The sequence below is a fragment of the Streptomyces sp. Da 82-17 genome (genome assembly GCF_046098215.1).
Classification (GTDB): domain Bacteria; phylum Actinomycetota; class Actinomycetes; order Streptomycetales; family Streptomycetaceae; genus Streptomyces.
This window is the reverse complement of sequence record NZ_JBJURH010000006.1, coordinates 283542-297086: the sequence shown is the minus strand read 5'-3', so window position 1 is coordinate 297086 and position 13545 is coordinate 283542. Positions and strand designations below refer to the sequence as shown.

The 13545-nt window shown below is 71.3% G+C and carries 13 protein-coding genes; 1 reads left to right on the top strand and 12 read right to left on the bottom strand.

Annotated features, from left to right (window positions below; all coding sequences use genetic code 11):
* Nucleotides 1-31 precede the first annotated feature (31 nt).
* The 9 genes from ACIDOF_RS13125 to ACIDOF_RS13085 all read right to left on the bottom strand — a co-directional run bounded on the left by ACIDOF_RS13125 (nt 32) and on the right by ACIDOF_RS13085 (nt 8979).
* Complete coding sequence (locus ACIDOF_RS13125; protein WP_409006002.1) at nt 32-1678, bottom strand: long-chain fatty acid--CoA ligase; 1647 nt, start codon at nt 1676-1678, stop codon at nt 32-34.
* Nucleotides 1679-1825: 147 nt separating this feature from the next.
* A complete protein-coding gene (locus ACIDOF_RS13120) occupies nt 1826-2371 on the bottom strand; it encodes a SigE family RNA polymerase sigma factor (RefSeq protein ID WP_409006001.1) in 546 nt (181 codons plus the stop codon).
* 187 nt (nt 2372-2558) lie between these two features.
* The gene (locus ACIDOF_RS13115; RefSeq protein WP_409006000.1) at nt 2559-3272 is read right to left on the bottom strand and encodes a glycoside hydrolase domain-containing protein; all 714 of its coding nucleotides are present in this window, start codon (nt 3270-3272) and stop codon (nt 2559-2561) included.
* 336 nt (nt 3273-3608) lie between these two features.
* Nucleotides 3609-4775: a lipid-transfer protein gene (locus ACIDOF_RS13110; RefSeq protein WP_409005999.1), complete on the bottom strand. Its 1167-nt coding sequence runs from the start codon at nt 4773-4775 to the stop codon at nt 3609-3611.
* A complete protein-coding gene (locus ACIDOF_RS13105; RefSeq protein ID WP_409006094.1) occupies nt 4772-5185 on the bottom strand; it encodes a MaoC family dehydratase in 414 nt (137 codons plus the stop codon). The genes ACIDOF_RS13110 and ACIDOF_RS13105 overlap by 4 nt, the downstream gene beginning before the upstream one ends.
* 5 nt (nt 5186-5190) lie before the next feature.
* Nucleotides 5191-6240, bottom strand: coding sequence for an acyl-CoA dehydrogenase family protein (locus tag ACIDOF_RS13100; RefSeq protein ID WP_409005998.1), 1050 nt, complete (start codon nt 6238-6240; stop codon nt 5191-5193).
* The gene (locus ACIDOF_RS13095; RefSeq protein ID WP_409006093.1) at nt 6240-7154 is read right to left on the bottom strand and encodes a bifunctional MaoC family dehydratase N-terminal/OB-fold nucleic acid binding domain-containing protein; all 915 of its coding nucleotides are present in this window, start codon (nt 7152-7154) and stop codon (nt 6240-6242) included. The genes ACIDOF_RS13100 and ACIDOF_RS13095 overlap by 1 nt, the downstream gene beginning before the upstream one ends.
* 95 nt (nt 7155-7249) lie before the next feature.
* Nucleotides 7250-8422 (bottom strand): acyl-CoA dehydrogenase family protein, encoded by a 1173-nt coding sequence (locus tag ACIDOF_RS13090; protein WP_409005997.1) that lies wholly within the window; start codon nt 8420-8422, stop codon nt 7250-7252.
* Nucleotides 8423-8667: 245 nt separating this feature from the next.
* Nucleotides 8668-8979, bottom strand: coding sequence for a hypothetical protein (locus tag ACIDOF_RS13085; protein ID WP_409005996.1), 312 nt, complete (start codon nt 8977-8979; stop codon nt 8668-8670).
* A 262-nt stretch (nt 8980-9241) separates the two neighbouring features.
* Between ACIDOF_RS13085 and ACIDOF_RS13080 the strand changes: the two genes are divergently transcribed.
* Nucleotides 9242-10135: a bifunctional DNA primase/polymerase gene (locus tag ACIDOF_RS13080; RefSeq protein ID WP_409005995.1), complete on the top strand. Its 894-nt coding sequence runs from the start codon at nt 9242-9244 to the stop codon at nt 10133-10135.
* A gap of 280 nt (nt 10136-10415) precedes the next feature.
* Here the strand turns inward: ACIDOF_RS13080 and ACIDOF_RS13075 are convergent, their stop codons facing one another.
* The 3 genes from ACIDOF_RS13075 to ACIDOF_RS13065 all read right to left on the bottom strand — a co-directional run bounded on the left by ACIDOF_RS13075 (nt 10416) and on the right by ACIDOF_RS13065 (nt 12706).
* Nucleotides 10416-11354 carry an SUMF1/EgtB/PvdO family nonheme iron enzyme gene (locus tag ACIDOF_RS13075; protein WP_409005994.1) on the bottom strand — a complete coding sequence of 313 codons (939 nt, stop codon included), beginning with the start codon at nt 11352-11354 and terminating at the stop codon, nt 10416-10418.
* A 50-nt stretch (nt 11355-11404) separates the two neighbouring features.
* Nucleotides 11405-12190: an aminotransferase class IV family protein gene (locus tag ACIDOF_RS13070; RefSeq protein WP_409005993.1), complete on the bottom strand. Its 786-nt coding sequence runs from the start codon at nt 12188-12190 to the stop codon at nt 11405-11407.
* 153 nt (nt 12191-12343) lie between these two features.
* Nucleotides 12344-12706, bottom strand: coding sequence for a winged helix-turn-helix domain-containing protein (locus ACIDOF_RS13065; RefSeq protein WP_409006092.1), 363 nt, complete (start codon nt 12704-12706; stop codon nt 12344-12346).
* Nucleotides 12707-13545 lie beyond the last annotated feature (839 nt).

The following is a 13545-nucleotide window of genomic DNA, read 5'->3' as shown; positions in this document are numbered from 1 at the left end:
AAACAGCGCCCCACTCACGTACCGAAAGGCCTCAGAACTTCTTGATGTCCAGCTCCCCGTCCGCGTACTGCTTCCGGATCACCTTCTTGTCGAACTTGCCGACGCTGGTCTTCGGGACCGTCGGGATGATCGACCAGCGCTCGGGCAGTTGCCAGCGGGCGATGTGCTCGCCGAGGAAGTCGCGCAGCGTCTCGAAGTCGGCGGTCGCGCCCTCCTTCAACACCACGGTGGCGAGCGGGCGTTCGCCCCACTTCTCGTCCGGTACGGCGACGACCGCGGCCTCGGCGACCTCCGGGTGGGCCATCAGCGCGTTCTCCAGCTCGACCGAGGAGATCCACTCGCCGCCGGACTTGATGACGTCCTTGGCGCGGTCGGTCAGGGTGAGGAAGCCGTCGGGGCTGATGATGCCGACGTCGCCGGTCTTCAGCCAGCCGTCCTCGCTGAACTTGTCGGCGGGCCGGAAGGGTTCGCCGTCCGCGCCGCCGTAGTACGCGCCGGCGATCCACGGGCCGCGGACCTCCAGCTCGCCGGCGGAGGTGCCGTCCCACGGCAGGTGCTCGCCCGCGGGACCGGTCAGGCGGGCCTCGACGCCGGCGGGGAAGCGGCCCTGGGTGAGGCGGTACCCCATCTCGTCGGCCTCGCTGACCCCGGCGGGCGGCCGGGCGACCGTGCCGAGCGGCGAGGTCTCGGTCATGCCCCAGGCGTGGCAGACGCGGACGCCGAGCTTGTCGTACGCCTCCATCAGGGAGGGCGGGCAGGCGGCGCCGCCGATGGTGACCTGGTCGAGGCTGTCGATGTTCCGCGGGTTGGCGGTGAGTTCGGCGAGCAGGCCCTGCCAGATGGTGGGCACGGCGGCGGCGTACGTGGGGCGCTCCTGCTCGATCATCTCGGCGAGCGGGGCGGGCTGCAGGAAGCGGTCCGGCATCAGCAGGTTCACGCCGGTCATGAAGACGGCGTGCGGCAGGCCCCAGGCGTTCACATGGAACTGCGGGACCACGATCAGGCCCGTGTCCTGGTCGGTGAGGCCCATCGACTGGGTCATGTTGACCTGCATCGAGTGCAGGTAGATCGAGCGGTGCGAGTAGACGACGCCCTTGGGGTCGCCGGTCGTGCCGGAGGTGTAGCACATGGCCGCGGCCTGGCGTTCGTCCAGCTCGGGCCAGTCGTACGCGGTGGGCTTGCCGGCGAGGAGCTCCTCGTACTCGTGCACCTGGACGTTCGCGTCGGCGAGCAGCGAGCGGTCGCCGGGGCCGGAGACGACGACGTGCTCGACCGGGGTGAGCTGGGGCAGGAGCGGGGCGAGCAGCGGGAGCAGCGAGCCGTTGACGATGATCACGCGGTCCGCGGCGTGCTTGACGATCCACACCAACTGTTCCGCCGGAAGGCGCAGGTTGAGGGTGTGGAGGACGGCGCCCATGGCGGGGACCGCGAAGTACGCCTCGACGTGCTCGGCGTTGTTCCACATCAGCGTCGCGACCCGCTGGTCGCCCTCGACGCCCAGGTCCTCGCGGAGCGCGTGCGCCAGCTGGGCCGAGCGCTCACCGATCTCGGCGAAGGTACGGCGGTGCGGCTCGCCCTCGCCGGTCCACGTGGTGATGGTCGATGTGCCGTGGACGGTGGACCCGTGGTTGAGCAGTCGGGTCACGGTCAGCGGTACGTCCTGCATGGTGCTCAGCACGGCGTCCTCCCGGTGGGCGCTACGGAGCAGTAGGGTTTCGCAGATTCTCACCGCATACCACGTGGTATGTCACTACTGCGACGCCGACCGTTGCCGAACGGACGCGTGATCCACATCATGCGGGCCCGGTCGCGGAGCCCCTCCGCCTCACTTCACCGGCGTCAGCTCCGGGTCCTGGCGCAGCTTGCCGAGGGCCCGGGACACTGCGCTCTTCACGGTGCCGACGGACACCCCGAGCACGTCGGCGGTCTGTGCCTCGCTCAGGTCCTCGTAGTACCTGAGGACGACCATCGCGCGCTGGCGGGCCGGGAGTTTCATGATCGCGCGCCACATGGCGTCCCTGAGCGCCTGCTGCTCGGCCGGGTCGGCGAGCGGGAGCGGGTCCGGCTCGGGCAGCTCGTCGCAGGCGAACTCGTCGAGCTTGCGCTTGCGCCACTGCGAGGTCCGGGTGTTGAGCAGGGCCCGGCGCACATAGCCGTCGAGGGCGCGGTGGTCCTCGATCCGCTCCCAGGCCACGTATGTCTTGGTGAGGGCGGTCTGCAGGAGGTCCTCCGCGTCGCAGGGGTCCGCCGTCAGCGAGCGCGCGGTGCGCAGCAGCACCGGCCGACGGGCGCGCAGATACGAGGAGAACGACGGGTACCGGGCGTTCGCGCTTCCCCCGGTGCGGACGGGCGGCCCATCGATAACGGTCATGGCTCCACGCTAGAAGCGGCCCCACCTCCGCGGATCGGCCCCAGGTCCCGAACCCGCGTCCCCCTCAGGTTGTAGGGGTGGGGCCCGCCTCACCTCCTGAGGGTGGAGGGGCCCGGGACCGCCCCCGAAGGGTGATCCCGGGCCCGCCGTACACCGGGTCGTACGGAAGGGGAGGTTCCGGTGAGGGTCAGCCGATCCGGGCGACCGGCGCGTCCACGATGTTCCGGTCGATGTGCAGGGTGCGGCCGCCGTGCTTCTCCTTCACGTCGCCCTTGTACTGGTGGATCCGCTTGTGCGGGTACCAGGCGCCCGGCCGGAACACCGGCTCCTTGTTGAGGTTCGGCTTCACGCCCCAGCGCGCGAACCACACCACCTCGGGCAGGTCCGTCACGCCCTTCCTGCGCGCCAGCTCCATGTGCCGTACGCCGGAGTCGGCGCTGCTGTAGAAGCCGGTGACGTACCCCTTGCCGCGCACCTCGCGGTTCCAGGCGCGGACGAAGGACAGGGTCCGCGCCCGGCACTTCGCGTCGCGCAGGTCGTACGACTCGACGTCCAGGTAGAGCGGGCTGCCCTGGCGGAAGCCGTGCGCGCGGGCGCGGCTGACGGCGTCGCGGCCCTCGGCGCGGCCCTGGCGTGCGGGGTTCGGGCCGATGCGGACGTTCTGCTTGTTCTTGGCGAAGACGCACGGCGGCTGCGAGCCGACGTACAGCGGCAGCACGCCCCAGCCCAGGGCGTGGACGTCCTGCAGCCAGATGCGGTCGAGGTTCGGCTGGTGCTTGCAGTGCCGGCCGCGGCCGCCGAAGTAGACGCCGACGGCGCGGTAGTCGGAGTGCCGGCGCCAGGCCCGCATGGTCCCGAGGGACGGGGCGCGGCAGGTGTCGAAGGCCCAGCCCTTGAACACCCTCGGCTTCGGACGGGCCGCCGCCTGCCCGGCGACTTCGGCGGCCCCGGGCCCGGCGGAACCGGGCCTGGCGAACCCGGACCCGGCGGACCGGGCGGACCCGGCGTACGGCCCTGCGGGCGACCCTGCCGCGGTGGGCGGCGCGGCCAGAGTGAGCAGACCCAGGACGGTGACGAGCAGCCCAACGAGCGGCTTCCGTCGGCCACTTCGGGCCGACCGTCGGCCTACCGGACTGATGTGGTTGATTCGACTGATTCGACTGATTCGGGACATAACCGCGAGTCAAGGTGCCCGCCCCGCCGTGCGCGCCGAGGACACGCGCACGGCGGCCGCGCTTCAGCCGTCCGAGGTGAGCACGAGCCCCGAAGTGGGCACGCCCGTACCGGCGGTGACGAGGACGCGGGACGCTCCCGGGACCTGGTTGACGGCGGTGCCGCGGACCTGCCGTACGCCCTCCGCGATGCCGTTCATGCCGTGCAGATACGCCTCGCCGAGCTGGCCGCCGTGGGTGTTGAGGGGCAGCGCCTCCTCGGCGACGAAGTCCGCGGCCTCGCCCGGCTTGCAGAAGCCGAACTCCTCCAGCTGCATGAGGACGAACGGGGTGAAGTGGTCGTAGAGGATGCCGACGTCGATCTCGGCCGGGGTCAGTCCCGAGCTGCGCCACAACTGCCGGGCCACGACGGCGGATTCGGGCAGTCCGGTGAGGTCGTCACGGTAGAAGCTGGTCATCTGTTCCTGCGCCCGGCCCGCGCCCTGCGCCGCCGCCGCGACGAGCACCGGGGTCTGCCGCAGCGACCGCGCCCGCTCCGGGGTCGTCACCACGATCGCCTGGCCGCCGTCGGTCTCCTGGCAGCAGTCGAGCAGCCGCAGCGGCTCCACGATCCAGCGCGAGGCGGCGTGGTCGGCGAGTGTGATCGGCTTGCCGTGGAAGTACGCCGCCGGGTTGGTCGCCGCGTACTTCCGGTCGGTGACGGCGACCTGGCCGAACGCCTCGGGGCCGAGCCCGTACGTGTGCAGATAGCGCTGAGCGGCCATCGCGACCCAGGACGCCGGGGTGAGCAGCCCGAACGGCAGGGCCCAGCCGAGCGCGGCGCCCTCGGCGGAGGGTTCGCGGTGCTGCACGCCGGAGCCGAAGCGGCGGCCGGAGCGCTCGTTGAACGCCCGGTAGCAGACGACGACTTCGGCCACTCCGCCCGCCACCGCGAGGGCCGCCTGCTGCACGGTCGCGCAGGCCGCGCCGCCGCCGTAGTGGATGCGCGAGAAGAAGGAGAGCTCGCCGATCCCGGCCGCCTGCGCGACGGTGATCTCCGGGCTGGTGTCCATCGTGAACGTGACCATGCCGTCCACGTCGGCGGGGGAGAGGCCCGCGTCGTCGAGCGCGGCGTGCACGGCCTCGACGGCGAGCTTCAGTTCGCTGCGCCCGGAGTCCTTGGAGAACTCGGTCGCGCCGATGCCCGCGATCGCCGCCCGCCCGCCGAGGCTGTCCCGGTTCCGTACGCTCACGCGCCCGCCTCCTCGGACGGCCCGGACTCCTCGGGAAGGGCCACGGTGACCGTGCCCGTGACGTGGCGGCCGATGCCGTTGGTTCCGCTGACGGCGATCTGCGCGGTGCCGTCCGCGACCTCGGTGACCTCACCGGCCAGCACCATCGTGTCCCCCGGATAGTTGGGCGCCCCCAGCCGGATCTTCACCTTCCGCAGTACGGCCGCGGGGCCCAGGCAGTCGGTGACGTACCGGCCGACCAGGCCGTTGGTCGTCAGGATGTTCATGAAGATGTCGGGGGAGCCCTTCTCCTTCGCGAGCTCCGCGTCGTGGTGCACGTCCTGGTAGTCCCGCGAGGCGAGCGCCCCCGCGACGATCAGGGTGCGGGTCACCGGTATCTCCAGGGGCGGCAGTTCCGCCCCGGCGCGCAGGTCTTTCACGAGCGCTCCCCCTCCTCGATCGCGTCGTCCCCGTGCGCTATCAACTCCCCCAGGTCCGCGAGGAGTTCGGCCCCGCCCCCGAGGTACGCGTCCAGCTGCCGCCCCCACAGGAAGTGCCGGTGCACCGGGTGGTCCAGGTCGGCGCCGGCGCCGCCGTGCAGATGCTGACCCGCGTGCACGACCCGGCGGCCCGCCTCCGACGACCACCAGGCGGCGGTCAGGGACGCGGCCCGGTGGTCGAGCCCCTCGTCCCTGCGCCAGGCAGCCTCGTACGCGGTGACCCGGATCGCCTCGATGTCCATGTACGCGTCGGCCGCCCGCAACAGCACCGCCTGCTTGGCGGCGAGCGGCTTGCCGAACTGCTCGCGCGTCGAGGTGTGTTCTACGGCACGGGCCAGCGAGCCCGCGCACACCCCGGCCTGCAGTCCGGCGAACGCGGTGCGCGCCGTCGCGAGCACGTCGTCGTACGCCCCCGCGCCGCCGAGGCGCTCCCCCGGCGTGCCGTCGAGGACGAGGCGCCCCGCCGACCAGGGCGCGGTCAGCTCGACCGGCTCCACCTCGGCGTCCTCGGCGCGCACCAGCCACAGCCCGTGGTCGGCGGCGGCCACCAGCACGTACGTGGCGTCGCGCAGCCACGGCACCCAGCCGACGGTGCCGGTCAGCCGGCCCGCGGCGTCCGCGCGTACGCCCGGCTGTGCGGGGAACGCCCCGGTCGCCACCTCCGTGCCGTCCTCCAGGGCGGGCAGGAGGCGTTCGCGCTGGTCGGCGGTGCCGTGCGAGGCGACGGCGAGCAGGCCGTACGCGCCGGACGCGGCGAACGGCACCTGCGCGGTGCGGCGGCCCTGTTCCTCCAGGAGCAGCACGAGGCCGAGCAGCCCGGTCTCGCGGACGGCCCCGCCGAGCCCGGCCGCGCACAGCTCCTTCCACAACTCCCGGTCGCTGTCCGTGCCGAGGGCGGTGAGCCGCTCGGGCGTCGACAGGTCGCTGAAGATCCGCGCCGCGAGCTCCAGGGCCGCGGACTGCTCCTCGGTCGGGGTGAAGTCCATCAGTCGACGCTCCCCGGGACGGCCCGGAACACCGGGAGGACGAGGTCCTTCTCCACCTGCCGGTACTCCACCCGGACCGGCATCCCGATCCGCACCTCGTCCGCCGGCACCCCGACGACGTTGCTGATCATCCGTACCCCTTCGGCGAGTTCGACGAGGCCCACCGCGTACGGCGGGTCGAAGGCGGGGAAGGGCGGATGGTGCATGACGACGTAACTGAAGACCGTGCCGTCGCCGCTCGCCTCGACCGTGTCCCAGCGCGGTGAGCCGCAGCCGTTGCACCCCGGCAGCCAGGGGAAGCGCAGGGTCCGGCAGTCCGCGCAGCGCTGGACGAGGAGCTGCCCGCGCTCGACACCGGCCCAGAATCCGGCGTTGTCCCGGTTGATCACCGGGCGGGGGCGTGCCGGGGGCTGTTTGCCGCTCGGTGCCCCGCGCGGTCTGCTGCGCGCGGGTGCGTACTTGAGGATCCGGAACCGGTGCGTCCCGGCCGGTTCGCCGTTCGCTCGGACATCCATCCGCGTCGTCACGAAGTGCCCCGTACCCAGTTTGGTGGTCTTCTGCGCCGAGACGGACTCGATCACGGCGTCGAAGGTGATCAGGTCCCCCGGGCGCAGCGGCCGCAGGTACTCCTGCTCGCAGTCGGTGGCCACGACCGAGGTGAACCCGGCGCCGTCGAGCAGCCCGAACAGCGCGTCGTACGCCGCCGAGCGGCCCGCCCCGCCGTGCCCGGAGAGCCCGCCCATCGTCCAGGCCTGCAGCATCGTCGGCGGAGCGACCGCGTCCGGCCCGGAGTACGCCGGGTTGGCGTCGCCCATCGCCTCGCACCAGTGCCGGATCATCGGCTCGTTCACCGGGTCCTTGCCGACCCCGGCCTCGGCTGCGGGACTGCCCTCGTACGTCTTCAACTCCCGCAGGAACGCCGCGAGTTCCTGCTCCTCGGCGGCATCGGTGGACTGCCGGGCGCTCGACGAACCCTGCGCGCCCTCCGCCCGCGTCCCGCGCGTACCGCTCACCGGCGCACCTTCCTCATGCCGAGCCGCATCGTCGCGACGATCTCCCGCTGCACCTCGCTCACCCCGCCGCCGAAGGTGTTGATCTGCGCCGCCCGGTTCATCCGCTCCAGCTCGCCGTCCCCGTCCCGCCCGATCCCGTACGCCCCGGGCGACCCGGCCCGGACGAGGCCTGCGTCGCCGACGATCTCCTGGCACATCCGGTACACCTCGACCGCCGACTCGGTCCCCGCGAACTTCACGCCGCTCGCGTCCCCGGGGGCGAGGCGGCCCGCGCCGACGTCGCCGACCAGGCGCCAGTTGAGCAGCCGGGTCGCGGCGAGCCGGGCGTGCACCTCGGCCAGGCGCGAGCGCACCCAGGGCGTCTCGGCGGGGCGGCGCCCGGTGACGGGGTCGGGGGTGCGGGCGAAGGCGAGGGCGCTCGCGTAGCAGTCCTCGGCCTGCATGCCGATCGCGGCGAGGGCCACGCGCTCGTGGTTGAGCTGGTTGGTGATCAGGCCCCAGCCGCCGTTCTCCTCGCCGACCAGGTTCGCGGCGGGCACCCTGATCCCGTCGTAGTACGTGGCCGTCGTGGTCAGCCCGCCGACCGTCTCGATCGGCGTCCAGGAGAACCCGGGCGCGTCCGTCGGCACCAGGACGATCGAGATGCCCCGGTGCTTGGGCGCCTCCGGGTCGGTGCGGCAGGCGAGCCAGATCCAGTCCGCCTGCTGGGCGTTGGACGTGAAGATCTTCTGCCCGTCGATCACCCACTGGTCGCCGTCTCTCGCGGCCCGGGTGCGCAGGGAGGCGAGGTCCGTACCGGCCTCCGGCTCGCTGTAGCCGATCGCGAAGACCAGCTCGCCGCTGAGGATCCGGGGCAGGAAGTACGCCTTCTGCTCCTTTGTCCCGTACTTCATCAGGGTCGGCCCGACGGTGTTCAGGGTGACCATCGAGACGGGCGCGCCCGCGCGGTACGCCTCGTCGAAGAACACGAACTGCTCGTCCGCGCCCCGCCCCTGGCCGCCGTACTCGACGGGCCAGCCGAGCCCCAGCATCCCGTCCGCCCCGATCCGGCGCAGCACCTCCCGCTGGCCGGGGCCGTCGACCGGCGGCCGCTCGCCGAGGACCTGCCGGAAGTACGCGCGGAGTTCGGCGCGCAGCCGCTCCTGGCGCTCGGTGGGGGCGAGATGCACGGCGTCCCTCCTGGGAGCTCGTACGGGCTGACTGACCTTGCGGGACAGGTTTCTGACTGTCCGTCAGAAACCGGCTCGCTGTCAAGGTCACGGCACCAGCCGCCGGCGCGAGACCGGGCGGGCGGACCCCCGGCACGCCGACGCGGCGGCACAGTCCGTGCCGCCGCGTCGACGCAAACACCCCCCGCCGCGCGGAGCCCCGCCCTCCCCCCTCTGGAGGGCGCGACTCCACGCGGACCGGCGGCTTACCAGAGCTGGGTGAAGGCGAAGTCGTACGTCTCGTTCGACTGGTCCACGGCCGTGAACGCCGAGCCGTTCACCTGGGCGTTGTTGTTCTGGTTGGAGGCGCCGGCGCCGGTCGCCACCTGCTGGTTCGTGGCCGAGTTCCCCTCGTTCTCGCCGCCGACGCCACTGCCCGTGACAGTCGCCACAGCCGCGTTCGATCCGTCACTCGCGAAGCCCCCGTTGTCCGCCTGGGCCACGCCCGTGAACAGCGCCGCGGCGAGCGGCAGGGAGGCGGCGGCGGCGAGTACGCGAGCGGTCCGGATGCGTGCCATGTGTTTCCTCCAAATGCGACCGGCCCAGCCGGCCGGTCCGGTAAGTACCCCTGGTCCAGGGGCAGTTGGCCGACCGCCCCTGCGATGTTCACGACGTCGCGAGAGCAGAGGTGCCCACCGCACCCCCACCGAACCGCCCCGCCCCCCGCCTTCCCTCGCAAGCGTGAGCCCGCCCGGCTAAACCCCGACCCTCGGCCGCGAGCGACACCACGAGCCTCGAAACCCCCTTCCCTTCCTCGAACGTACGTACGAAAATAGAGCCATGGCCACCACCGATCGGCAAGCCACCACCCTGGCCCTCGCCCATGCCCTGTCCGCCGCCGAGCGTGGGCTCGCCGTCATCCCGCTCTCCCGCACCAAGCTCCCGGCCCTGCGCTCCCCGCACCGCGACGAGCCGAACCCGCCCGCCGCCTGCCACGGCGAGTGCGGCCGCCCCGGCCACGGGGTGTACGACGCGACGACCGACCCCGTCCGCATCCGCGAGCTCTTCGCCGCCGCCCCCTGGGCCACGGGGTACGGCATCGCCTGCGGACTTCCCCCGCACCACCTGATCGGCATCGACCTGGACGACAAGCCCGGCCCCGAGAGCCCCGGCACCTCGGCGACGCTGCGCGAGCTCGCCCTGCGGCACCTCTTCTCGATCCCGGACACGGTGGTCGTCCTCACCCCGAGCGGCGGGCGCCACCTGTGGCTCTCCGGCCCGCCGGACGTCGTCGTGCCCAACTCCGCGAGCCGGCTCGCCCCCGGCATCGACGTCCGGGGCGCGGGCGGGTACCTCGTCGGCCCCGGCTCCCGCACCGAGCACGGGGTGTACGCGACGGCCCCCGGCACGGCCCACCTCGCGCCCGCGCCCTGCCCCCGCACACTCCTACACCTCCTCGCACCCCCACCGCGGCCACGCACGCCGCCGCACGCGGGCCAGGCGGGCCCGGCGACCTCCGCGCAGGCCGAGGGCCTGATCCAGTTCGTCCTCGGCGCCCGTACCGGCCAGCGCAACACCCGCCTCTTCTGGGCCGCCTGCCGCGCGTACGAATCCGGAATGGGCGAAGCCCTGGCCCCCCGCCTCCAGGCAGCAGCAACCCGCACGGGCCTCCCGGAACCGGAAGCGCGGGCCACAATCGCATCGGCGGCCCGGGCAACGGGGAGGCGGGGGTAGGGAGTTCGGGGCCGGGAGTTCGAGGGCAGGGAATTCGGGGGCTGGGAGGGGAGCAGTGCGCTGCGGGCAACGCGAAAGGCCCCCGACCGAAATCCCCGGTCAGGGGCCCTCAACACCCGCGGTGGGTGTGGGATTTGAACCCACGGTGACTTGCGCCACGACGGTTTTCAAGAGCGTCAAGCTTGCAGCACAAACGTGCTGGTCAGCAGCCGTTTAGGCTTCTGGCGCGGGGGCTCTGGCCCACACATGGCCCACAGCTCCTCGAAAAGGGCCCGCAGAGTCACCCCTTGCGAGGGGTCATCTGCTCGGGCGTCGCCACGCACCGGAACCCGGTGTCGTCGTCGTGCATCGTGTCGTTGGCGTCGTTGGACACCGCCGGCGCTCCCCGGAACAACGGGCTCGTGAAGGCGCTCCCTCGAAGTTCGTAGCGGCCGGGGGTGGTCGCCGTGGCCAGCCACTCCCAGACGTTGCCCACCATGTCGTAGACGCCGTACGGCGAGACGCCACTGTGGTACCGGGAGACCGACGTCGTTCGCTCGACCCCGGTCTCGCGGACATTGCACTTCGCGGCGGTCTTCTGGTCCCCCCACGGGAAGGTGCGGCCGGATATGCCGCGCGCCGCCTTCTCCCACTGCTCAGCCGTCGGGAGTGACTTCCCTGCCCACGTCGCGTACGCGTGCGCGTCCTTCCACGTCACGTGCACCACGGGGTGGTCGTACAGCTCACGAGGACATCGGCCGTTCTCCCAGTGCTCAGGCACAGGGTGCCGGGCAGCAGCACAGAACCTCGCGTAGTCGGCGTTGGTCGTCGGGAACGTGTCGATGTGGAACTCGTCCACCCACACCGGTTCATCGTCCTCCCCGGACAGGAAGATCCCTTCGGGCACATGGGCCATGAGCTTCCCGTCGCCCGGATGCTTCACGTACTCGCCGCTGCTGGTCCCGTCTTCGTCAGGCTCGATGACGGCGTGGGCGGGAACGTCGTCCGCCGCCAAGATGCCGACGAATCGCCCCTGGGCATCCTGGTCCGCCTTGGCCAACAGGGTGTCCAGGGCGGCTTGGTTCACCATGCGGAGAGATGCTTGTTCGCCGTCGGCCTCCCACCTCGAAACGATGCGGTCGGATACCCCCAGCTTCTCCGCGAACTCCATAAGGCTCATGCGTACGGCTTCACGCAGGGCCTTAACTTCACGTCCGGTCCATTTCGTAACGAGTGGCATGGGCTACCTCTGTCGTGAGTCGCGGCCCTCGAAAGGGCCGCGGCACGCGTCTACACACGGTCTCCGGGAATTGCGGCGTAGGCGTCACGCATCGCTGTGAGCACAGGGTGGTCCTGCGGGAACTGGACGTCGTCGATCGCGCTCACGGAGCGGACACCGATCGTCGTGTTCGTCGCGAAAGCCGCGGCCATGTTCGGGATGTCCGCGAGCCGCACCGGAGCGGTCACCTGCTTCGGGGCTTCGAGCCCTTGGAGGAGGAGCATCGTCGTACCGGGCAGCACCGGCGCGTCAGGCCAGACGACAGTGCCGTCCTGATCGACGAACCCCAGATTCCACGTGCCGCCCTCGGAAACCCGGCCGTCGGGCTCGAGGAACACGGCGTCGTCGAATCCCGCTAGTTGAGCGTCACGACGCAGTCGAAGTTGAGGGTGAAGACCGATGTGCTTCACCTCGGCGTTGTCGCGGGTGAAGGTGAAAGTCTTGGCCGTGAGGGGTGGCGGCGGCATCGCTCCGGCCGGCCGCAAGTTCACCAGGATGTGAGGGTCCTTGGCGTCGCTGGGACGGCCCATGTCGAGGGCGGGATCGAAGACGGTGACGCGGAGGCCCGTGACGCCGGTGACGCCCTCGGTCGCCTTGCGGATGTAGTTGAGCGTCTGCTCTCGGTCCAGCTCGACGCCGAAGACGATCCGGCAGTCCCTCACCAGGCGGTCGAGGTGGAGCGACAGCCCTCGGACTGTCCCGTCCTCCATGCGCATGGACGTGAAGTGTCCGTAGTTGGTGAGGGCGAGCTTTTCCAGGTCGCCCAGAGTGGCGGGTTTTCCGTTCAGTTCGGCCATGCGGCCAGTCTTGCAGCCGCTGACGCCCCGCCAACACCCTGTTCCAGAGCCAAAGTTCGGATTAGTTCGGTGCAGGGGCGGCAGGAGTACGTACTCACGGAGCGTTCGCCGAGACACGCTTATTGCATGACGACGAACGCTCCGCGAGAGACGCTAGGCGCCAGGCTTCCCCTTCGTGGGAGCGACGGCGGCTTCCAACCGCGCCACCCGCTCGCGGAGCTCCGAGAGTTCCTCGCGCAGCTCAGCCATGGTCCCGACCGGATCGGCGAGTTGCACAGCGGCACGGCCGGCGTTGGGCGTCAGGAAGACGCCCTTGCCTTGGTGGCTCACTACGAGCCCGTCGGTCTTGAGGCGGTTGATGGCCGTACGGGCCACGGTCACTGTGATCTCGTACGACTTCTGGAGGTCCCCGTACGAGGGGAGCTGTCCAGTCTCGTCGAACTCGCCATCGGCGATGCGTCGCCGCAGGTCATCAGCCACCTGCTCGTACGCGAATTTGCCGGTCCACTCGACCATCTGCACCCCAAGCCTCATCTCAGTCTCTGCCTCATAGTGCCTCAGCCACAGAGGTAAATCGAGCGCCCTTCGCGGCCCGTTCCGGAAGGGCACTTGACTCACTCTGTCTCAGAGTGCACTCTGAGATGCAGTTGAGCGAACGGCTCGACCCGCAAGGGTTCGAGCGGCTCGCGAAACGTTGCTTGACCTGCGCGGCAGTGCCGTGTGGGAGCGCCCGGAAGGTCCCGTGAACTCGGGAGCCCCGCGAGGGGTTACCGCGCCTTCTGGATCGCGACTGGTGTTCCTTGAGAACTGAACAGTGATCGTGCGGGGCTGACGCGAGAGCGGCGGTCACGGCAGGTGCCTAGGGCGAGAGTCCGGGGGCAAACCGACGTGATGGACGTGGCTCTCCCTCTAAGCGCTTGGCAGGCGCCACCCGGATTCGGGTGTGGGGAAGGACAGCGGGGCCCCGATGCACGTGGCGGCAAGAGTGAGACCGCCCCCGAGACGACCGGGTGACGTCGTCGGCGGCACGCCAAATCCACCAGCTCCGGAGAACGCCCCTTGCGGGCGCCGCCTGGTGGAGCCGCCCTGCTGGCGTCAGAGCAGTGACGATGACGCACCCGATTCAACCGGCTCGGGACCAGCAGTCCGCGGCAGTGGACTGCTGGTGAAGCCGTGTCCCTTCCACATCGAGGGGGTCGGTGTGAACCGAAGACATACCAGGGCGTCGCCGTGACCGACCGGCACCGCGACGCCGTTCTATCCCCTAGCCCGTGAGCTGAGCAGTGCGCAGCGGGCAGCCGGTCGGTCTCTACCGAGTCGCGGTCGTAAGCACCGCGCCGGTTGCCTCCGCCGCC

What these genes read in the sequence shown, in the direction of transcription:
- ACIDOF_RS13120 (WP_409006001.1), bottom strand. Translation starts at nt 2,371, where the DNA reads ATGACCGTTATCGATGGGCCGCCCGTCCGCACCGGGGGAAGCGCGAAC.
- ACIDOF_RS13100 (WP_409005998.1), bottom strand. Translation starts at nt 6,240, where the DNA reads ATGGACTTCACCCCGACCGAGGAGCAGTCCGCGGCCCTGGAGCTCGCG.
- ACIDOF_RS13085 (WP_409005996.1), bottom strand. Translation starts at nt 8,979, where the DNA reads ATGGCACGCATCCGGACCGCTCGCGTACTCGCCGCCGCCGCCTCCCTG.
- ACIDOF_RS13080 (WP_409005995.1), top strand. Translation starts at nt 9,242, where the DNA reads ATGGCCACCACCGATCGGCAAGCCACCACCCTGGCCCTCGCCCATGCC.
- ACIDOF_RS13075 (WP_409005994.1), bottom strand. Translation starts at nt 11,354, where the DNA reads ATGCCACTCGTTACGAAATGGACCGGACGTGAAGTTAAGGCCCTGCGT.
- ACIDOF_RS13070 (WP_409005993.1), bottom strand. Translation starts at nt 12,190, where the DNA reads ATGGCCGAACTGAACGGAAAACCCGCCACTCTGGGCGACCTGGAAAAG.
- ACIDOF_RS13065 (WP_409006092.1), bottom strand. Translation starts at nt 12,706, where the DNA reads ATGGTCGAGTGGACCGGCAAATTCGCGTACGAGCAGGTGGCTGATGAC.